Source organism: Candidatus Goldiibacteriota bacterium (assembly GCA_016937715.1).
Taxonomy (GTDB): Bacteria; Oederibacteriota; PGYV01; order PGYV01; family PGYV01; genus PGYV01.
This window is the reverse complement of the sequence record JAFGWA010000035.1, coordinates 13,030-31,898: the sequence shown is the minus strand read 5'-3', so window position 1 is coordinate 31,898 and position 18,869 is coordinate 13,030. Positions and strand designations below refer to the sequence as shown.

At 41.6% G+C, this 18,869-nt stretch carries 22 protein-coding genes; 19 read left to right on the top strand and 3 right to left on the bottom strand.

The window, feature by feature from the left end; translation table 11 throughout:
- Positions 1-33 precede the first annotated feature (33 nt).
- The 3 genes from prfB to JXR81_04315 all read left to right on the top strand — a co-directional run bounded on the left by prfB (position 34) and on the right by JXR81_04315 (position 2,565).
- Positions 34-1,162, top strand: a protein-coding gene (prfB, locus tag JXR81_04325; GenBank protein MBN2754074.1) for a peptide chain release factor 2 whose coding sequence is annotated in 2 segments (ribosomal slippage) — positions 34-105 and positions 107-1,162 — 1,128 coding nt in all. Because the reading frame shifts where the segments join, the coding sequence is not laid out codon by codon here.
- Positions 1,143-1,865, top strand: coding sequence for a hypothetical protein (locus tag JXR81_04320; GenBank protein MBN2754073.1), 723 nt, complete (start codon positions 1,143-1,145; stop codon positions 1,863-1,865). The genes prfB and JXR81_04320 overlap by 20 nt, the downstream gene beginning before the upstream one ends.
- A gap of 253 nt (positions 1,866-2,118) precedes the next feature.
- A complete protein-coding gene (locus JXR81_04315) occupies positions 2,119-2,565 on the top strand; it encodes a DUF3795 domain-containing protein (protein ID MBN2754072.1) in 447 nt (148 codons plus the stop codon).
- Here JXR81_04315 and lepB read toward each other — a convergent pair.
- Genes lepB through JXR81_04300 form a run of 3 tightly spaced genes read right to left on the bottom strand, consistent with a single transcriptional unit; the run spans position 2,555 to position 3,814 of the window.
- Positions 2,555-3,223, bottom strand: a complete 669-nt coding sequence (lepB, locus tag JXR81_04310) for a signal peptidase I (protein MBN2754071.1) — start codon at positions 3,221-3,223, stop codon at positions 2,555-2,557. The genes JXR81_04315 and lepB overlap by 11 nt on opposite strands.
- Entirely contained in the window at positions 3,220-3,423 is a 204-nt protein-coding gene (locus JXR81_04305) for a helix-turn-helix transcriptional regulator (protein MBN2754070.1), read from the bottom strand. Before JXR81_04305 ends, lepB begins: the two co-directional genes overlap by 4 nt.
- 1 nt (position 3,424) lies before the next feature.
- Positions 3,425-3,814, bottom strand: a complete 390-nt coding sequence (locus JXR81_04300; protein ID MBN2754069.1) for a DUF2178 domain-containing protein — start codon at positions 3,812-3,814, stop codon at positions 3,425-3,427.
- Between the two features lie 167 nt (positions 3,815-3,981).
- On the opposite strand from JXR81_04300, the gene JXR81_04295 reads away from it, so the two are divergent.
- The 16 genes from JXR81_04295 (at position 3,982) to JXR81_04220 (ending at position 18,863) form a co-directional block, all read left to right on the top strand.
- Positions 3,982-4,296 carry a YbjQ family protein gene (locus JXR81_04295; protein MBN2754068.1) on the top strand — a complete coding sequence of 105 codons (315 nt, stop codon included), beginning with the start codon at positions 3,982-3,984 and terminating at the stop codon, positions 4,294-4,296.
- A 1-nt stretch (position 4,297) separates the two neighbouring features.
- On the top strand, positions 4,298-4,753 hold the full coding sequence (locus JXR81_04290; protein MBN2754067.1) for a heavy metal-binding domain-containing protein: 456 nt from the start codon (positions 4,298-4,300) through the stop codon (positions 4,751-4,753).
- Positions 4,750-5,529: a M48 family metallopeptidase gene (locus JXR81_04285; protein MBN2754066.1), complete on the top strand. Its 780-nt coding sequence runs from the start codon at positions 4,750-4,752 to the stop codon at positions 5,527-5,529. Before JXR81_04290 ends, JXR81_04285 begins: the two co-directional genes overlap by 4 nt.
- Before the next feature lie 436 nt (positions 5,530-5,965).
- A complete protein-coding gene (lysA, locus tag JXR81_04280) occupies positions 5,966-7,219 on the top strand; it encodes a diaminopimelate decarboxylase (protein ID MBN2754065.1) in 1,254 nt (417 codons plus the stop codon).
- Positions 7,220-7,225: 6 nt separating this feature from the next.
- The gene (locus JXR81_04275; protein ID MBN2754064.1) at positions 7,226-8,059 is read left to right on the top strand and encodes a diaminopimelate epimerase; all 834 of its coding nucleotides are present in this window, start codon (positions 7,226-7,228) and stop codon (positions 8,057-8,059) included.
- 24 nt (positions 8,060-8,083) lie between these two features.
- Positions 8,084-8,959, top strand: coding sequence for a 4-hydroxy-tetrahydrodipicolinate synthase (locus JXR81_04270; protein ID MBN2754063.1), 876 nt, complete (start codon positions 8,084-8,086; stop codon positions 8,957-8,959).
- A 16-nt stretch (positions 8,960-8,975) separates the two neighbouring features.
- Positions 8,976-9,752: a 4-hydroxy-tetrahydrodipicolinate reductase gene (locus tag JXR81_04265; GenBank protein MBN2754062.1), complete on the top strand. Its 777-nt coding sequence runs from the start codon at positions 8,976-8,978 to the stop codon at positions 9,750-9,752.
- A gap of 38 nt (positions 9,753-9,790) precedes the next feature.
- On the top strand, positions 9,791-10,552 hold the full coding sequence (locus tag JXR81_04260; GenBank protein ID MBN2754061.1) for a fumarylacetoacetate hydrolase family protein: 762 nt from the start codon (positions 9,791-9,793) through the stop codon (positions 10,550-10,552).
- Between the two features lie 264 nt (positions 10,553-10,816).
- Positions 10,817-11,977: an LL-diaminopimelate aminotransferase gene (locus JXR81_04255; protein ID MBN2754060.1), complete on the top strand. Its 1,161-nt coding sequence runs from the start codon at positions 10,817-10,819 to the stop codon at positions 11,975-11,977.
- Between the two features lie 13 nt (positions 11,978-11,990).
- Entirely contained in the window at positions 11,991-12,488 is a 498-nt protein-coding gene (folK, locus tag JXR81_04250) for a 2-amino-4-hydroxy-6-hydroxymethyldihydropteridine diphosphokinase (GenBank protein MBN2754059.1), read from the top strand.
- Entirely contained in the window at positions 12,481-13,128 is a 648-nt protein-coding gene (locus JXR81_04245) for a deoxynucleoside kinase (GenBank protein MBN2754058.1), read from the top strand. Before folK ends, JXR81_04245 begins: the two co-directional genes overlap by 8 nt.
- A 1-nt stretch (position 13,129) precedes the next feature.
- Entirely contained in the window at positions 13,130-13,918 is a 789-nt protein-coding gene (panB, locus tag JXR81_04240; GenBank protein ID MBN2754057.1) for a 3-methyl-2-oxobutanoate hydroxymethyltransferase, read from the top strand.
- A 10-nt stretch (positions 13,919-13,928) separates the two neighbouring features.
- Positions 13,929-14,795: a pantoate--beta-alanine ligase gene (locus JXR81_04235; protein ID MBN2754056.1), complete on the top strand. Its 867-nt coding sequence runs from the start codon at positions 13,929-13,931 to the stop codon at positions 14,793-14,795.
- A gap of 30 nt (positions 14,796-14,825) precedes the next feature.
- Positions 14,826-15,191, top strand: a complete 366-nt coding sequence (locus JXR81_04230; GenBank protein MBN2754055.1) for an aspartate 1-decarboxylase — start codon at positions 14,826-14,828, stop codon at positions 15,189-15,191.
- A complete protein-coding gene (locus JXR81_04225) occupies positions 15,191-16,012 on the top strand; it encodes an aspartate dehydrogenase (protein MBN2754054.1) in 822 nt (273 codons plus the stop codon). The genes JXR81_04230 and JXR81_04225 overlap by 1 nt, the downstream gene beginning before the upstream one ends.
- Before the next feature lie 22 nt (positions 16,013-16,034).
- Entirely contained in the window at positions 16,035-18,863 is a 2,829-nt protein-coding gene (locus JXR81_04220; protein ID MBN2754053.1) for a PAS domain S-box protein, read from the top strand.
- Positions 18,864-18,869: the final 6 nt, after the last annotated feature.

The following is an 18,869-nucleotide window of genomic DNA, read 5'->3' as shown; positions in this document are numbered from 1 at the left end:
TTAAGTGATTTTTTTTAATTTATGGAGGATGTAATGGAAATAAAAGAGATAAAAGACCGGATATCGGAAATCCGCGAAAGAGTCTCCAAGGTAGAGGTGTATCTTTGACCTGCCAAGGAGAATTTTAAGAAGGGGAGAACTTGAAAGAAAGTCACAGGAGCCTAATTTCTGGAAGGACACAAGGGAAGCTAAAAAAGTTCAGACGGAAATAAAAGGAATTACCGATGATATACAGCGCCACGCGGAATTAAAAGCGGCGTTTGAAGAGATAGAAACGGTACTGGAACTTCTTGATTCAGAAAAAGACGCGCAGCTGGAAGCGGAACTGCAGTTTAAATTTGATTCTTTTAAGAAACTTCTGGAACGCACCGAAGTCACGCTTTTATTTTCCGGCCCTTACGACAGAAATAATGCCATTGTTAAAATACACGCGGGCGCCGGCGGAACAGAGTCGTGCGACTGGGTTTCCATGCTTTACCGCATGTACAGGATGTGGTGCGAGAATAAAGGGTTTAAGATTGAAGTCACTGATATTATGCACGGCGATGAAACCGGATTTAAGGACATTACTTTTGAAGTTGCGGGAGAATACGCTTATGGCAATTTCCGGCCGGAAAAGGGAATTCACAGGCTTGTAAGAATCTCTCCGTTTGATTCCAATAAAAGAAGGCACACCACTTTTGCGTCGCTGGAAGTGATACCCGAGCTGGACGATGAAGTGGTTGTGGATATAAAGGAAGAAGATTTAAGGATAGACACTTTCAGGGCGTCCGGCGCGGGCGGACAGCACGTTAACAGGACAGAATCCGCAATAAGGATAACCCATATTCCCACTAATATCGTGGTGCAATGCCAGAATGACAGGTCGCAGGGCAAGAATAAAGAGATGGCTATGAAAGAGTTAAAGGCAAGGCTTTTTATCTTTGAAGAGGAAAAGAAGAAACTTGAAATGGAAGAAATAGCGGGGGAAAAACGCAGCATAAGCTGGGGCAGCCAGATACGCTCTTACGTGCTGCACCCGTATAAGATGATAAAAGATTTACGCACAGGGTATGAAAGGGGCGACGTGGATAATGTTTTAGACGGCGACCTTGATGAATTTATAGAAGCGTTTTTAAAATTTGAAGCGGAGAGGAATATAAATGGACAAAATAAAAGTTGAACTGCCTTTTGCCACGCTGCTGCCGGATTTTATATACCAGTTTTTATCGGCGGAACAAGTGGATAAAGCCATATTTACCTGCCTTGAACTTGAAGATGTAAGGGACGCCCTTATAGACGCGTCAGAGCCGGAATTAAAGGAAATAAAAGACTTTTTAAGCATCGTTGAAGACAGCATGCAGGAAGAATCAGAGGATGAGGAGAAGGAAGAGGCTGAGGGCGGGGAAGGTATTATAATATCAAAAGAGAGCGGCCTTGAAAATATGATGGAAGAAGTTGATGCCGAATTTGAGGAAATTGATGATGAAAACTATCATAAGTATACTCCCGGAGAGCTTAAGTATATATTTGAAAAGATAATATATAATATAGACCTTGTTTATAATTATTGCCTTAAGCTTACCGGAGTCCCGTTGACTCTTTCGATAGGTTTCAGGCTTGTGGATGATGACGAATTCCGTGAAGCCAGCCTTGTGGTTGATTTTCTGCATATGGAAGAAAAGCCGGATTCCGCGGAAGAGGCGTTCTTTGTACCCATGAAAAACCACCTTGTAAGCGATGATATTATGGCAAGGGCGTATTTGTTTTACGAGCCGGAGTATAAAAGATTCTATAAAAAACAGTTTGATGAGATTGCTGATTTAATAACCCTTAAAGGTTTTGCCGGCGAAAACGGGGAAGGCCCAAGGCCCGATTTTCATTAGTTTTTTTGCAGTTGAATAACATTTAAAATGTCAGGAGAAAAGATGTGCTAAAGTGTGTTGTCGGATCCGCGACAATATTTCCGATGCATGCGGAATTCATATGGCAGGAAGCCGGTGATATAGCGCGGATAACGGGTGTCTGTGATAATAAACAAGAGCACGTTTGCCATGGGCAATAAGTGCAAGTGTGCCGTGCGCGCTAAGCTCAATGAACAGAAACTTATTGTGGGCTTATGTTTCAAGGGGGGTGTAAGTGAAAAAAATAAAAAACGAAAATTCGGTTAAGAAGAAGGTAGTTAAAAAAATTATCATGGCGGCGCCTTGCGGGATGAACTGCGCTGTCTGCATGGGGTATCTTAGGGAAAAGAACCATTGCGTCGGATGCAGGGGGATTGATGATGGTAAAATAGGGCATTGTGCCAAATGCCTGATTTATAACTGCAAAAAATTAAAAAGTAAAAGCACAGGTTTCTGTTACAGCTGTCCGGATTTCCCCTGCGCGCGGATAAAGCATCTTGAAAAAAGATATACCAAACGATATCAGATAAGTTTCATAGAGAACCTTATGCAGATAAAAGAGAAAGGCATAGCGGCTTTTGAAAGGGCGCAGAAGAAAAAGTGGAAGTGCCCACAATGCGGCGGCGTAATCGGCTGCCATACCAAAAAATGCATCGCCTGCGGCGCGGTGTTTATTTTATAACTTTTATCCTGTTTGGCGGCCAGTAAACAAAAACCGCCTTGCCGCGTACTTTTTTTAACGGCAGCGGCCCCCAGAACCTGCTGTCATAAGAGTTATCCCTGTTATCTCCCATTACAAATATATGGCCTTCGGGGATTGTTGTTAAAGGGAAGTTGTCCCTTGGCGAGAAGAATCCTGAAATAGAAAGCGGGCTTGCGTGCACGGCGTAAGGTTCTTCCTGACGGATACTATTCACATAAAGCGTTTTATCTTTTATTTCAACGGTATCACCCGCTACGGCCACGCACCGCTTTATCCACATTTCGTTTGTTCTGTCCGTGGGGTCGCGCATTATTACAACTTCGCCGCGCTTAGGTTTGTTGATATCAAATATCAGTTTGTCTGTAAACGGGTTGTAATATCCATAATAGAATTTCATTGCAACGGGATGGTCGCCGACCAGCATGGTGTTTTCCATTGACGGGGTGGGGATGGCGAATGTCTGAACAACCGTTATTCTAAGGAAAGTGGCTATAAGTATAGCTTCAAAACCCGCCTGCGCCCAGTCGCGCACAGGGTGTTCTTTTTTCAGTTTAAAGACCATTACCACAAGCGCGTAGAATGCCATAACAGCGGCAAAGATTATCCAGTATGTTGATTCAGAGAATCCTTTTGTCATTTTTTTGCTCCTGTATATGTGAAGATATCATGAATAGGGCGTTTAAAAAAACCTGACATTTTAAAGGCCAGTTCAAGAGAAGGGTCATATCTTCCGTTTTCAATGGCGATTATTGTCTGCCGTGTCACTTTAAGCTGTACCGCAAGCTCTTCCTGAGTGATATTTTTTTCCGCGCGCATAAGCCGTACTTTGTTTTCCATTTTAACTCACCTGTTTTTTATCAAGATAAAAATACACCGCAAGGTCAACCAGAAGGATAAAGCAGGTGGAGAAACAAAGGGTATACCCAACGGCGCTTATTATATTATTACCTTTGCCAAAAAAGGCAAGAAGGACTATTCCTGTTAATGCGGCCAGATTGCTGAACACGGTAACTGCCGCACGCGCTGAAAAAGCGCTTATCTGCTTAATCCTTTCGTCTTCCATTACCAGTTCTTTGATATGCCTTTTAAGCACAATTACAAGAAGTACGCCTATAGCCAGAGTAAAAAGGGGAATAAGGTAGTTGTGAAGAATAACTCCTGCACCCACTCCTGCCGCTGTAAGTGTGGTAACTATTGCCATTGCGAATCTGTATTTTTTACTGTTCATATTTATTACCTCCTATTTGTCTTTGTGTTAAGTGTAAAGCATACTTTACATAATGTCAAGTAAACTTTACATTGAAATTTTATGCCGTTGTTTTGTTTTTTTGAAAAAAGTTTATATTTTTTAAATAATATGGGATAATCTTTTTATCAAATTTAAAGGAGGGTTTTATGTTAATTACAAATTTAGAAACTGTACCGGGGATGAAAATTAAGGAGCATTACGGGCTTGTGTCAGGAAGTACTGTAAGGGCAAAGCACATTGGAAGGGACATAATGGCGGGTTTAAAAAATATCGTGGGCGGGGAATTAAAAGGATACACGGAACTTCTTAAAGAATCGCGCAATGAAGCGATGAAACGCATGATGACACAGGCGGAAAAAATGGGAGCAAACGCCGTAATTAACGTAAGGTTTTCCACATCTTCAATTACACAGGGCGCCGCGGAATTGTATGTTTATGGGACAGCGGTAATGGTGGAATAGTATGGGCGACCTTATTTTCTTTGTTATCCTGCTTGCAGTGGGTTTTTCCGCGGGAACAATTGCGGAGAAAAACCATTACAGAAGCCTGAATAAAAGAGAATCAAACCTGGTTATGATTCCGATAGTAAATACAAAATCAGGAATTGACCCGGATAAAGAAATTGATAAAGTGTATTTTGTATCGGGTTCGTGCGTTATTTCGCATGACTATTTTAAATTTATCCTTGCGTCACTTAAAACTATTTTTGGCGGCAGGATAACTTCCTATGAAACCCTTGTTGACAGGGGCAGAAGGGAAGCCGTTTTAAGGCTGAAAGAAGCCGCGGTTAAAAACAATTGCGATGAAATCTTTAATCTAAGAATAGAAACCTCTTCCATCGGAAATATGACGGGCAATAATGCCATAGGCTGTGTGGAAGTGTACTCTTACGGGACGGCTGTAAGGTATAAAAAATGAAATTTGTTCCAAAACACGCTGATGGCAGCGTTAACGCGCCTAAAAGTTCGCCTGTATTGGAATTCCTGTATCTGTCAATAGGGCTGCTTGCGGTGATTGGCGCTGTTTATTTTATTCTTGGCGCCGCCGTAGATTTAATTGTCCCTCATATAAGCGCGGAAACGGAAAGAAAGATATCTTCTGCCTTTGCGGTTAAATACGCGCCGTCTGCCAAAAGGCCCGCCGAAGAATTAAGGCTTCAGAAGCTGACTGATGATTTGGGTAAGTTGACGGGTTTTCCGGCCGGCGCTTTTACCGTAAGGTTTATTAATGATAAAACGGAAAACGCGGCGGCGCTGCCGGGCGGTATTATTTTTTTTTATAAAGGCCTTTATGACAAACTGAACGATGAAAATGAAATTGTCTTTGTGCTCGCGCATGAAATGGGACATTTTAATAACCGCGACCATTTAAGAAGGCTTGGGAGGTCTTTAATATTTATCCTGCTTATGGCCGGTTTTAACAGTTCGTCAAATGATATTTCGGGGCTGGTTAATATGGGGCTTGGAAGCGCGGAAACCGGGTTTTCAAGGCATCAGGAAATTAAGGCGGACCTGTTTGCCGCGGATTTGCTTATGAAAAAGTACGGCAGCGCTGCAGGCGCTAAAAAAGTTTTATCACTCTTTAAAACACGGGAAAATGGCAGTGAGTTTATGTATTTTCTCTCCACTCATCCGCATTCCGGTAAGAGAATAGAGGCAATTGAGAAGCATTTAAAACAGGCAGGGGAACGCTGATTTTAAAATTTACCCGACACCGTGCCTTGACTCAAGACTTTAATAAAGAAATCGCTAATAAAATATGTATATTTGTTGATAAATGGTATTGTTTTATGGTTAAGTTTTAAAAAGTTAACCGGAAGTAATATCATCCTAAACTGACGATTCAAATACAAAATTATAAGTGAAGCTAAAAAACCTGTCCGGTTTATCTGTTTTACCTGTTTGAAATATCACTTTAAATATGCTTTAAATTGAACGTACATGCAATCATCAGATATAGTTTTACTTCTTGATAGCTGTTTTGATTTTAGCGGAAGTTAAATTTTCTGACGCGTTTTTTTGGTTCCGAAAACCTTAAATTCTCACAATTCTTTAAATTTCCTTAATCCTGCTTGAATACAATTAATGTTTATGTTATGATTGTGCAATTATTTACCAATTGGAGGATGAAATGGACTATTTTGGCTATAAAAATAACGTACTTTTTGCAGAAAATACGGATATAAACGCGCTTGCAAAGAAGTACGGCACTCCGCTTTATGTTTACAGCCACAGGACAATTACAGAGCATTTCAGAAAGATAAAGTCGGCATTTTCTGATATTCCGACGCTTATATGCTATTCGGTCAAGGCGAATTCAAACCTGACCTTTTTAAACATTCTTGCAAAGGAAGGCTCCGGTTTTGATATTGTTTCAGGGGGCGAACTTTACAGGGTAATTAAAGCCGGCGGCGACCCCAAAAAGGTTGTTTACGCGGGAGTGGGCAAGACAGAAGAAGAGATAGTATATGGTATTAAAAGCGGAATTCTGCTTTTTAACGTGGAAAGCATAAACGAATTAAAACAGATAAATGCCGTGGCAAAGAAGATGAAAAAAGTTGTGAATGTAGGGCTGCGTATAAATCCCGACGTGGAAGCCGCCACGCACCATTACATTACAACCGGAAAAAAGGAAAACAAGTTTGGCATTGATATTGAACTTGCAACGACGCTGTTTACAGAGGCACGAAAATACAAACACGTGAATATTAAGGCTGTGGACATGCATATAGGTTCGCAGATTACCACGATAGAGCCGTATGTAAAAGCAATCAGCAAGGTGAAGAGAATAATAGAAGGTTTAAATGAAACCGGCGCTAAGATAGAATATTTTGACATTGGCGGCGGGCTTGGCGTAATATATAACGAAGAAAAGCCTTCAACCGCGGATATTTTCGCAAGCGAGATAAAGCCCATGTTTAAGGGGATGAATGTTAAACTTATACTTGAACCGGGAAGGTTTATTTCGGGCAATTCGGGAATTCTTGTAGCAAAGGTTATTTATAATAAGAAAGGCGGAACAAAGAACTTTCTTATTACTGATACAGGCATGAACGACCTTATAAGGCCAAGTCTTTATCAGGCATACCATAAGGTGCTTCCTGTAAACGTGAACAAGGCAAAACTTAAGCTTTATGATATAGTTGGGCCCATTTGCGAAAGCGGCGATTTTCTGGCAAAGGACAGGCATCTGCCTGAAGTAAAGGAAGGCGACCTGCTGGCTGTCCGCACGGCCGGCGCTTATGGAATGGTTATGTCAAGCAACTATAACTCCCGGCGCAGGGCCGCGGAAGTTATGGTTAAAGGCAATAAGGACTACCTTGTCAGGGAAAGAGAAACTCTGGAAGATATTATAGCCAGGGACAAAATTGCTGATATCAGGTGAAATAAAATGAAAAAAATTAAGGTTAAAGGGATACCATTTACAAAGATGTCAGGCGCCGGAAATGATTTCATTTTTATTGATAATTTTTCCGGAAAAATAAAGCTGACCACAGAACAGGTGGTAAAGATATGCCGCAGGAAATTCGGTATTGACGCGGACGGCCTGCTGCTGCTTGAACGTATCAAAGGCGCTGATTTTTACATGAGGTTTTACAATAATGACGGCTCTGAAGCCGATATGTGCGGCAACGCCGCCAGATGCATCGCGCGTTTTGCCTACGAGAAAGGGTATGTTAAGGATAAAACCAATTTCATAGCTAAAGACGGCGCGCATTACGCGGAGATAAAGAAAAACGGCGATGTAAAACTGCAGATGATAAATCCCCATACGCTTTTGCTTAATATCAAAATTAAGGTAACAGGCGGGGAATTTAAGGGCGGTTTTGTAAATACAGGCGTCCCGCATTTTGTCGCGGAAGTAAAGGAACTTGATAAATTTGATGTGGTAAAGTTTGGAAAGCAGATCCGTTTTCACAAACAGTTCGCGCCCAAAGGCACTAACGCTATGTTCATAGAAAAGGCAGGTATCAATAAATTCAAAATTCGTTCCTATGAACGCGGAGTGGAAGATGAAACGCTTGCGTGCGGTACGGGAGCCACGGCCGCGGGCATTATTATGAATGCTTACGGCAAAGCGGCAAGCCCGGTTACCTTTGAAGCGCCGGGCGGCACGCTGAAAATATCTTTTAAGTATAAAGACGGAAAATACACGGATGTTTTTCTTGAAGGGCCGGCATCCGTTGTAGCCGAAGGAATAATTTCAGAGAGTGTATATAAATAATAAATCATTATCAGGAGGCATAACATGTTCAGGGGATCATACGTTGCAATAGTAACGCCGTTTAAAAACGGGAAAATAGACGAAAAGGCATTTGCCAAACTTATAGAGATGCACGCTAAAGCGGGAACAGACGGTATAGTACCATGCGGTACCACAGGGGAATCACCCACGCTTACAGTTGAAGAGCACGAAGGGCTGATTGCGCTTACCGTGAAACTTGTGAATAAAAGGATGAAAGTTATGGCAGGCACGGGTTCCAATTCAACCGCAGAAGCCATAGAGTATTCACAGGCCGCCCAAAAAGCAGGCGCGGACGGATGTCTTATTGTTAACCCTTATTACAACAAACCCACACAGGCCGGGCTTCTGGAACACTTTAAGGCTGTAGCTGCCTCGGTTAAAATTCCGATAGTGGTATATAACATAATCGGCAGGACAGGGGTAAATGTATCAACCCCGGTAATGGCAGAGCTTGCAAAAAGTAAGAACATTACAGGCGTTAAAGAAGCCAGCGGCGACCTTTCGCAGATGAGCGAGGTAATAAAGGCGTGCGGCCCGGATTTTGATGTGTTGTCCGGCGATGACGCGCTTACGCTTCCGCTTTTATCAGTGGGCGGGCACGGCGTTATTTCTGTTGTGGCAAATATTATTCCTAAAGATGTAAAAGCCATGATTACCGCTTTTAACAGCGGCGATATTAAAAAAGCGCGGGCAATGCACCACAAAATGTTCCCGCTTGTTAAGGCCATGTTTATTGAAACAAACCCGATACCTGTAAAAGCGGCTATGGCAATCATGGGGCTTATTGATGATGAAATAAGGCTGCCTATGACAAAACTGCCGGCGGAAGCCGCAGTCAAATTAAAGAAAGCAATGAAAGATTACGGAATAAAGTTTTAAAAAGCGGAGGTAAATTATGATACGTATAGGAATTTCAGGAGCCGCGGGCAGAATGGGAAAGTCAGTTGCAGCGGTAATATCCAGGGGTAAAGATTTTAAGATAGCCGCACTTGTTGAAAGAAAAGGGCATGAACTTGTCGGCAAAGAAGTTGAGGGTGTTAAAGTAACAGATGATTTAGAATCTGTTGTTAATGATATTGATGTTTACATAGATTTTTCCGTGCCGCAGGCATCGCTTGAAGCGCTGGAAATATTGTCATCCGCGGGAAAGGCGCATGTACTTGCCACAACCGGATTCACAAAAGAAGAACTTTTAAAAATTGATGAAGCGGCAAAAAAGATTCCCGTGGTTTTTGCAAGCAATTACAGCGTGGGCGTAAATGTTATGTGGAAAGTTCTGGATCAGGTTACCAGAATAATGAAAGATGATTATGACATTGATATAGTGGAATCGCATCACCGCCATAAAAAAGACGCGCCCTCGGGAACTGCGGTTACCTGCGCGCAGGTAATAATGGACGCTAAAGGCCTTGATTACGATGAAAACGTCATATACGGCAGGGATGGCCGCGACAATGAGAGGCCAAGAAATCAGCTTGGTGTATTTGCGGTGCGCGGCGGCGGAGTAATAGGCGAGCATACTGTAATGTACATGAGCGATGAAGATAAGCTTGAAATAAAGCACACTATTTTTTCAAGAGATGCCCTGGCGGCAGGCGCTGTAAAAGCGGCAAAGTTTATTAATGGAAAAAAAGCAGGATTGTATTCGATGAAAGATGTGCTTGGTTTATAAGGAATACGCGGTTTAATTAAATTAAATAAGAGGTATTAATGTCAAAATATGTAAGGTATAAAAACGCGGAAAATGAAATCAAGTGGGGGCTTGTCGGCAATGACGGGAATTTTCTGGAAATTGAAGGCGACATGTTCACGCAGTATAATATAACAGATAAAATAGTTGAAGCGGATAACGTACAGATACTTCCGCCTTCGGAACCCACTAAGATAGTGTGTATGGGGTTAAATTACAGCGATCATGCGGCAGAGATGGGCTTTGCAATACCGGAAGAACCGGTTATTTTTATAAAACCGGCTACCACAATTATAGGGCACGGCGGGAAAATAGTGATTCCGCAGCAGAGCAGTCAGGTGGAATTTGAAGCCGAACTTGCGATAGTTATAAAGAATGAGATAAATGACATAGACGAAGATGAGGTAATGGATAATATTCTTGGCTTTACCTGTTTTAATGATGTTACCGCGCGCGATTTGCAGAAAAAAGACGGGCAGTGGACAAGGGCCAAGTCCTTTAATACTTTCGGGCCTGTCGGGCCTTTTGTAAGAAAAAACATAGACCCGGATAATCTGGACATACGGCTGCTTTTAAACGGCGAGGTTAAACAGAACTCTAATACTTCAAAGTTTATTTTTAAGACGAAAAAAATTGTAAGCTTTATATCTTCTGTTATGACGCTGTACCGCGGGGATATAATTTCTACAGGAACTCCTGCGGGAATTAGCGCGCTTAAAAAAGGCGATGTGGTGGAAGTGGAAATAGAAGGGATAGGAAAGCTTACGAACTTTGTGGAGTAGCGGAAGAAAGCAGCTCGGCGGCTCGGCAGCTCTGAAGTTTGGCAGGATAAACTGTTTTGTTTGATACGGGTCTTTTGCCTGCGGATTTTGATGTTTGTTTTCTAATGTAGAGACGCAATACATTGCGTCTTGTTTTTAAAGGCAGACGCGCCATGGTGCGTCTCTACAATAAAGGATTTATTGGTTTTTTATTAGAAGGTAAGAATCTTAATATCAATTGCTTAATTCGTTAAGCTGCTAATTATTTAAATTCAGGAGGAAAAAATGGAACTTGCAGACAGGTTAAAAAAACTTCCGCCTTACATATTCGCGGAAATTGACAGAAAGAAAAAGGCCGCTATTGAAGCGGGGAAAAGTATTATAAACATCGGGATAGGCGACCCTGACAGGCCGACTCCGAAAAAGATTCTTGAATTTATAAAAGAAGCTGCCGACAAAAAAGAGAACCATCCGTATCCCATCGGAAGCGGAAGCGGGCTGTTTAAGGAAGCGGTTGTAAAGTGGATGTTAAAAAGGTTTGGAGTCGCTGTAAATAAAAGCGAAGTAATGGCGCTAATCGGCGCGAAGGACGGGATAACGCACCTTCCTTTGGCTTTTGTCAACCCGGGCGATATCGTTTTAATTCCTGATCCGGGATATCCCGGTTATACTTCAGGTACAATTTTATCCGGAGGAACCCCGTATTTTATGCCTTTGAAGGAAGAAACAGGTTTTCTGCCTGATTTGGAAGCAATACCCGAAGATGTTTATAAGAAAACAAAGATAATGCACCTGAATTATCCGAATAATCCCACTTCCGCAATGGCCGGCCTTGATTTTTATGAAAAGGCAGTCGCAAAGGCGAAAAAGTACGGGTTTATAATTTCGCAGGATGCGCCATATTCGGAAGTGTATTTTGACCCAAAAGATAAACCTGTTTCAATGCTTCAGATACCGGGAGCGAAAGAGCATGTTATAGAATTTTATTCCATGTCCAAAACTTATAATATGACGGGATGGAGAGTCGGGTTCGCGGCAGGAGGCGAAAAAATTATCGCCGGTTTGGCGCTTGTAAAAGAAAACATGGATTCCGGAACCGTTTCCGCGCTGCAGGAAGCTTCCGCAAGGGCTCTTTTGGAATGCGAAAAAGAAGAAGAGGAAATAAGGCAGCTTTATAAAAAGCGCGCTGAAGTATTTACAAACGGGCTGCGCGCTCTTGGATATGAAGTTATTGAATCAAAAGGGACGTTATATTTATGGATAAAAATACCGGGAAAATACACATCCATGGAGTTTGCGTCAAAACTGCTTGAAGAAGCGGGGCTTGTGCTGACTCCCGGAATAGGTTTTGGGCCGTCCGCCGATAAATATGTAAGAATAGCGCTGACTGTTGAAGAACCGGTAATTCATCAGGCGCTGGAAAGGCTTAAGAACCTGAAGTTTTAAAAAGAGGCGTTAAATGAAGGTATTTCTTTCGCTGGGAGCCAACAAAGGCGGTAAAAAAAGCAGCATTAAAAAGGCGTTAAAAAAACTTGGCGAAAATAATATTAAAGTTAAAAAAATATCATCTCTTTATTTAACAGAGCCATTTGGTTATAAAAAGCAGCCCGATTTTTTAAATGTCGCAGTTCAGGCAAAGACACGGCTGCCGCCCTTTGAACTTCTTGACATAATCAAACGCATAGAAAGGGAAATGGGCAGGAATGCCGATTCCGGGCGCAGATGGGGCCCCCGCATAATTGATATTGACATCATTTTTTATGGTAATATAATGGTTAATAGCGCCAGGCTTACTATACCTCACATCGGGCTTGCTGAAAGGCTGTTTGTGCTTGTTCCGCTGAATGAAATAGCCGGCGGATTCAGGCATAGGGCTTTTAAAACAAGCGTAAAAGAACTGCTTGAAAACTGCAAAAAAGAAGAAAAAATATTAAGAATCGGAGCGGTTAATGAATAATTTTCATTACATAGCTGTGGAAGGCGTGCTTGGGGCCGGCAAAACCACTTTTGCCCGTATGCTTGCCGAAGATTTAAAGGCGAAACCTGTTTTAGAACAGGTGGATAACAACCCTTTTCTTGAAAAATTCTATAAAGACATGGGCAGTTATGCTTTTCAGACGCAGCTTTTTTTCCTTATTAACAGGATAAAACAGCAGGAACCTTTAAAACAGATGGATCTTTTTGATTCTGGAGTTGTGGCGGATTACATCCTTGATAAAGACCGTCTTTTTGCCTATGTGACGCTTGAAGAAAATGAACTATCCTTATATGAAAAAATACACAAAGCGGTGGTTGATGAAGGATCGCTTTTAAAACCGGACCTCGTTATTTATCTGCAGGCCAGCGTTGATACACTTATGGAGCGCATAAAAAAACGCGGCAGAAAATATGAAAAGTCAATAAGCAAGGATTATATAAGCGAATTGTCAGAGGCGTATAATTATTTCTTTTCGCATTTTTCAAAAAGTATACCGCTTGTTATTGTAAACACGGATGAAGTTGATTTTGTTAACGACAGGAAAGCTTACGAAATTATCAGGGATTACGTTCTTAATATTAAGGGCGGGATAAACTACTATACGCCAAGAATGAAATAATATGCTTAACGTAAACTCCATAACCGCATTAAAAAACAGTAAAAAAATAGTCATGCTGACGGCGTATGAATATATCACCGCTTTTCTGCTTGAAAAAGCGGGGGTTGATATAATACTTGTAGGCGATTCGCTGGGAATGGTTTTTCAGGGCAAAAAAGAGACAATTCCCGTTACCGTGGATGACATGATTTACCATACAAAAGCGGTTAAGCGAGGGGCTCCGGATACTTTTATTGTCACCGATATGCCGTTTATGTCATATCAGGCGTCCGTAAGCGAGGCTAAGAAAAACGCCGGCAGAATAATAAAAGAATCCGGCGCGCATGCTTTAAAGATAGAAGGCGGGATTGAAATAATTCCGCAGGTAAAAGCCATTATAGAAATTGGAATACCTGTCATGGGGCACATTGGGCTTCAGCCGCAGTCGGTAAAAAAATACGGCGGATATCCGGTTCTTGGAAAAACAGATAAGGAAGAAAAAGAACTTATTCAAAGCGCGGCTGCGCTTGAAAAAACGGGTGTTTTTGCAATTACAGTGGAAAAAGTTAAAGCATCCGCCGCCGCCGCGATAACAAAAGCTGTCGGTGTGCCGGTTATAGGGATAGGAAGCGGGGTAAAGTGTGACGGGCAGGTGCTGGTTACCCATGATATGCTTGGATTTTTTCCGGATTTTACCCCGAAATTTGTTAAACGATATGATAATATTGGTAAAAGAGTTTTAGCTGATATAACAAAATTTTCCGGTGAAGTAAGGACGGGAAAGTTTCCCGGAAAAAAACACAGTTTTTAGCGGAGGTTTTTTGAAGATAATAAGGAACATCAGCGAAATGCAGAAATATTCAGATGCCATAAAAAGGGCGGCAAGAAAAACGCCTCATGTCATAGGCTTTGTACCTACAATGGGCTATCTGCATGAAGGCCACCTGTCGCTTGTGAAGGCCGCGGTAAAGGAATGCACAAAGGTTGTGGTAAGTATCTTTGTAAACCCGGCGCAGTTTGGGCCCAATGAAGATTTTGCGAAATATCCGCGTGATGAAGAGCGCGACCTTTCGCTGCTTGAAGAAATTAAGGGCGTGGACTGTGTGTTTATACCTTTGGCGGATGAAATGTATCCGGAAGGGTATGCCACATATTTAAGCGTGGAAAACGAAATGGCAAAAGTGCTGTGCGGGCTTTCAAGGCCGGGGCATTTTAAAGGCGTAACCACTGTTGTCGCGAAACTGATAAACGCTGTTAAACCGGATAAAATGTATCTGGGGCACAAGGATATGCAGCAGGCGGTCATAATAACCAAAATGTTAAGGGACATGAATTACGACACAGGTGTTGTAATATGCCCCACGGCAAGGGAAAAAGACGGCCTTGCTTTAAGTTCCAGAAATTCATACCTTTCGCCTGAAGAACGCAACACGGCTCCGGTTCTTTATAAATCTCTTCAGATGGCGGAAAGCATGGCAGAACTTGGCGAGCGCGACGCTGCTGTAATTGTAAGGGAAATAAAAAGAAAATTAAAGGAAGAAAAAGTTGAAATAGACTACGTTGAAGTGGTAAACCCGTACACGCTTGAAAAAACGGATAAAATATCGGGGGAAGCGCTGATTGCTGCCGCGATATTTGTGGGTAAAACAAGGCTGATAGACAATACAATTATCAGGACAAATGATTAATCTGTCCCGGATGAACGGAGGAGAAAAAGGATGATGATAGAACTGCTTAAATCAAAGATTCACCGCGCCACAGTAACTGATAAACACCTGGAATATGAAGGAAGTATTACTATAGATACTGTGCTTGCGGAAGCTGCAGGCATATATGTGAATGAAAAAGTGCATGTGCTTGACCTTAATAACGGAAAGCGCTTTGAAACTTATGTGATTGCCGGTAAAAAAAATTCAGGAGAAATCTGTGTTAACGGCGCCGCGGCCAGGCTGGTGGAAAAAGGCGATAAAGTGATTATTGTTGCTTATGGATTTGTGAATGAAGAAGAGGTATTAACTAAAGAGGCAAAAATTGTCAAAGTTGATGAAAATAATAAAATACAGAAGAAAAGGGTGAAAAAATAATGCTGTTTAGAAAACAAAAAAAACTTGGGATAATAGGGTGCGGCGCAATAGGCACAGAGATAGCCTGCGCGGTTGATAACGGCGATATTAATGTAATTCTTGAAGCGTGCTGTGATACGGATAAGTCCAAGTATCATCTGCTTGTTTCAAAACTTAAAAAGGTAAAACCGGCTTCACTTGACATGGAAAAACTGATTAAAAAGTGCGATCTTGTCGTGGAATGCGCGCAGAAAGCGGCGGTAACTGATATTTTTAAACTGGCAATTAAATATAACAGGGATATAGTATTTTTAAGCGCCGGAGGCGTGCTGGAAAATATGGATCTGGTGGAGCAGGCAAGAAGCAAGCTGATTAATGTATATGTACCCTCGGGCGCTGTGGTCGGCATAGACGGGCTGGATGCCGCCAAATACCGGGGTTTAAAACAGGTCACGCTTATAACAAGAAAACCGCCAAAAGCGTTTAAAGGGGTTAAATATCTTGAAGATAAAGGGATTAATCCTGATGATATTGTAACTGAAACTGTAATTTTTGACGGAACGGCAAGGGAAGCTGTAATAGGTTTTCCCGCCAACATAAATGTGGCGGCCACTTTAAGCATAGCCGGAATAGGCCCGGATGCAACAAGGGTAAAAATAATAGCGGATCCTTTTGTAAGCACCAATAAGCATGAACTTATTGTGGAAGGCGATTTTGGAAGGTTCAGGGCGATAACGGAAAATTTCCCTTCGCCTAATAATCCAAAGACAAGTTATCTGACATCTTTATCGGCAATAGTGCTGATAAAGAAAATAGTGGAACCGCTGCATATAGGGACATAGACCCAAAAAACAGGGGGGTTTTATGGCCGGTAAAATTAAGTTGAATTTGTTTAAAAACAGGGAGTTTTTTGGAATTCCCGCCATATTTTTTATTTTATCTGTTTTTATTGGAATTGTCTTTATTTCGGTTATTTATTTTAAGATGGAGACAGAGAGCCAAAAACGAGTTATCAGAAGAGAAGCGGAAAGGCTTTCTGGCCTTATTGAAGGCAAAATATTTGTAAAACTGAATGCTATTGTTGATTCGCTCAGATTGAGCGAAGATTTTATTAATCTGCTTGAAATCAACGGCAATGTTTCAAACCGTGAAATGCAGTCAATGCTTAATGTGCTGGCGGCTTCAACAAATGTGGATCTTATTTATATTATGGACGGCAGAGGGACAGTATTCGCGTCGGCTGTTTCTGAAGGCATATCGCTTGTGGGGGAAAACTTTTCATTCAGGCCGTATTTTAAAAACGCGGGAACAGACAGTAATTATATTTATTCCGCTCTTGGGGTGATAACCGGAAAAAGGGGAATATACTGTTCCAGAGCCATGAATGTTAATAACAAGCGGATAGTTATTGCCGTTAAAATGGGTATGGAAGAGATAGAAAAGATAATGAATGCGTTGAGCGGTATGGCCATGCTTATAACTCCCGAAGGTATTGTCTTTGCTTCAAATAAGAAAGAACTGCTTTTTAAAACCGTGGATATTAACGGATTGGAAAAAAGTCAATGGCCGGAAGACGTAAGGCGTTTTGAAGGTTTAAGTTTATCCGGTGTAAAATGGATATTTAAAAATGAAGTGTTTGTAGATGATAAAGAAGAATATCTGTATTATGCGATTCCCGCCGGATATAACGGATGGACGGTCCTGACCGCGGAAAAAAAATTAATTAACACGAAACTTTGGCCGGTTTTTATGACTATTATCGTCATAAGCTGCGCCGGATTAATGCTTATTTTTATTTTTATGTTTTTGTCGTTAAAAAGCGTCACTAAAAGAAAGATTGCGGAAAGGCACGTGGTGGAAAGCGAAAGGCATCTTAGAAGGATACTTAACAGTACGCAGGAAGGTTTCTGGCAGATTGACAGGAACGGGAATACAATTGATATAAATCCGGCAATGTGCCGGATTCTGGGATATACAAAAGAGGAACTGATAGGCGAGCCGGTTTCAATTTTTGTTAAAGGGGTTAGTGTCGAGATTATTAAAGAGTATCTGTTAAAAGCGCAGTTGTCCCAAAAAACGGAGCTTTTTAAAATGGAGTTTGTTAAAAAAGACGGGTCAAAGGCGCCTGTTATTATAAAAGGTACCCCGCTTTTTTCGGATGCCGGTGAATTCAACGGCGCGTTTGCGATGATTTCAAATATGGAAGATATATTCAGAATAGAGCGGGCACTTCGTCAGTCCGAACATAATTACAGGGAGATATTTGATTCTGTAAATGACGCCATATTCATCCACGACCTTAAAGATTTTCACCTGGTAGATGTAAATAAAAAAATGCTGGAGATGTACCGTTGTACAAAAGAACAGGCGTTATCACCGGGGTTATACGGTAAACATTTTGATTCCGAAGAAAGAAAAATAGAATTTTCAATGAAAGCCGCGGCAGGGATGCCGCAGGTATTTGAATGGCATGCCAGTACATGGGATAATGAGCCTTTTTGGGCTGAAGTAAGCCTGAAAAAAGCAGTTATAGCGGGAGAGGACAGGATGATTGCTGTTGTGCGTAATATTGAAGAACGTAAAAAAACTGAAGATGCCCTAAAAGCAAGCGAAAAAAAATTCAGGGATATGGCGGAGAATACGGCGGATTGGATCTGGGAAATGGACGAGTCCGGGATAATACGGTACAGTAATCCGCAGGTTTTTAAACTTACAGGATATTCACCGGAGGAGATTGTTGGAATTGATATCAGGGGCAAACTTGTACCTGAAGATAAATGGAATGAATTCATAGAATTATTCAAAAAATCAGAAAATAAAGAAGTTATCAGCATGGAAACCGAAATAATACATAAGAACGGGACGCGGGTAGCTGCGGATACAAAAGTTATACCTTTTGAAACAGCCGGCGAAAAAACACTTATGTTCAGGGGTGTTTCAAGGGATATCACCGAAAAAAAGAAAGCGGAACAGAAGATTATAATGGCTATGGAAGAGTTAAAAAGGTCCAATAAAGACCTGGAAGAATTTGCCTATGTGGCTTCTCATGATTTGAAAGAACCGTTAAGGATGGTTTCAAGCTACGTGAAGCTGCTGGAAAAGAAATACGCGGATAAACTTGATGATGACGCCAGGGATTATATAGGTTATGCGGCTGATGGAGCCAAGCGTATGCAGCGCCTTATAAGCGACCTGCTTATGTATTCGCGCCTTGGCAGGTCTAATGTTGAATACATGAATGTCAACACGGATGAACTTGTAAAAGAGGTAATTAAAAGCCTTGAACTGATAATTGAAGATATTCATGCTGATGTAATAGTGGAAACAAAACTGCCTGTTATTTACGCGGACAGGACTCAGATGGTGCAGCTTTTTCAGAACCTTATAGCAAATTCGCTTAAGTTTATATCTGAAAGAAAACCCGAAGTAAAAATAGGCTGTGAAAAAAAGGACGGTTTTTATGAATTTTACATTAAGGACAACGGAATAGGAATTGATAAGGCCTATTTTGAAAAGGTTTTTGTAATCTTTCAGCAGCTGCATACAAAAGACAAATATCCCGGAACGGGTATCGGGCTTTCTGTATGCAAGAAAGTGGTTGAACATCACGGCGGTACAATACGCGTTGAATCGGAAGAGGGAAAGGGCACGGTATTTTATTTCACTATCTCATCTGAATTAAGAGAAAAATGAAGCGGC

Bases quoted from the DNA above. Each gene is read 5' to 3' on its own strand.
- JXR81_04320 (MBN2754073.1), top strand. From the start codon at position 1,143: ATGGACAAAATAAAAGTTGAACTGCCTTTTGCCACGCTGCTGCCGGAT.
- lepB (MBN2754071.1), bottom strand. From the start codon at position 3,223: ATGACAAAAGGATTCTCTGAATCAACATACTGGATAATCTTTGCCGCT.
- JXR81_04305 (MBN2754070.1), bottom strand. From the start codon at position 3,423: ATGGAAAACAAAGTACGGCTTATGCGCGCGGAAAAAAATATCACTCAG.
- JXR81_04300 (MBN2754069.1), bottom strand. From the start codon at position 3,814: ATGAACAGTAAAAAATACAGATTCGCAATGGCAATAGTTACCACACTT.
- JXR81_04295 (MBN2754068.1), top strand. From the start codon at position 3,982: ATGTTAATTACAAATTTAGAAACTGTACCGGGGATGAAAATTAAGGAG.
- JXR81_04290 (MBN2754067.1), top strand. From the start codon at position 4,298: ATGGGCGACCTTATTTTCTTTGTTATCCTGCTTGCAGTGGGTTTTTCC.
- JXR81_04285 (MBN2754066.1), top strand. From the start codon at position 4,750: ATGAAATTTGTTCCAAAACACGCTGATGGCAGCGTTAACGCGCCTAAA.
- lysA (MBN2754065.1), top strand. From the start codon at position 5,966: ATGGACTATTTTGGCTATAAAAATAACGTACTTTTTGCAGAAAATACG.
- JXR81_04275 (MBN2754064.1), top strand. From the start codon at position 7,226: ATGAAAAAAATTAAGGTTAAAGGGATACCATTTACAAAGATGTCAGGC.
- JXR81_04270 (MBN2754063.1), top strand. From the start codon at position 8,084: ATGTTCAGGGGATCATACGTTGCAATAGTAACGCCGTTTAAAAACGGG.
- JXR81_04265 (MBN2754062.1), top strand. From the start codon at position 8,976: ATGATACGTATAGGAATTTCAGGAGCCGCGGGCAGAATGGGAAAGTCA.
- JXR81_04260 (MBN2754061.1), top strand. From the start codon at position 9,791: ATGTCAAAATATGTAAGGTATAAAAACGCGGAAAATGAAATCAAGTGG.
- JXR81_04255 (MBN2754060.1), top strand. From the start codon at position 10,817: ATGGAACTTGCAGACAGGTTAAAAAAACTTCCGCCTTACATATTCGCG.
- folK (MBN2754059.1), top strand. From the start codon at position 11,991: ATGAAGGTATTTCTTTCGCTGGGAGCCAACAAAGGCGGTAAAAAAAGC.
- JXR81_04245 (MBN2754058.1), top strand. From the start codon at position 12,481: ATGAATAATTTTCATTACATAGCTGTGGAAGGCGTGCTTGGGGCCGGC.
- panB (MBN2754057.1), top strand. From the start codon at position 13,130: ATGCTTAACGTAAACTCCATAACCGCATTAAAAAACAGTAAAAAAATA.
- JXR81_04230 (MBN2754055.1), top strand. From the start codon at position 14,826: ATGATGATAGAACTGCTTAAATCAAAGATTCACCGCGCCACAGTAACT.
- JXR81_04225 (MBN2754054.1), top strand. From the start codon at position 15,191: ATGCTGTTTAGAAAACAAAAAAAACTTGGGATAATAGGGTGCGGCGCA.
- JXR81_04220 (MBN2754053.1), top strand. From the start codon at position 16,035: ATGGCCGGTAAAATTAAGTTGAATTTGTTTAAAAACAGGGAGTTTTTT.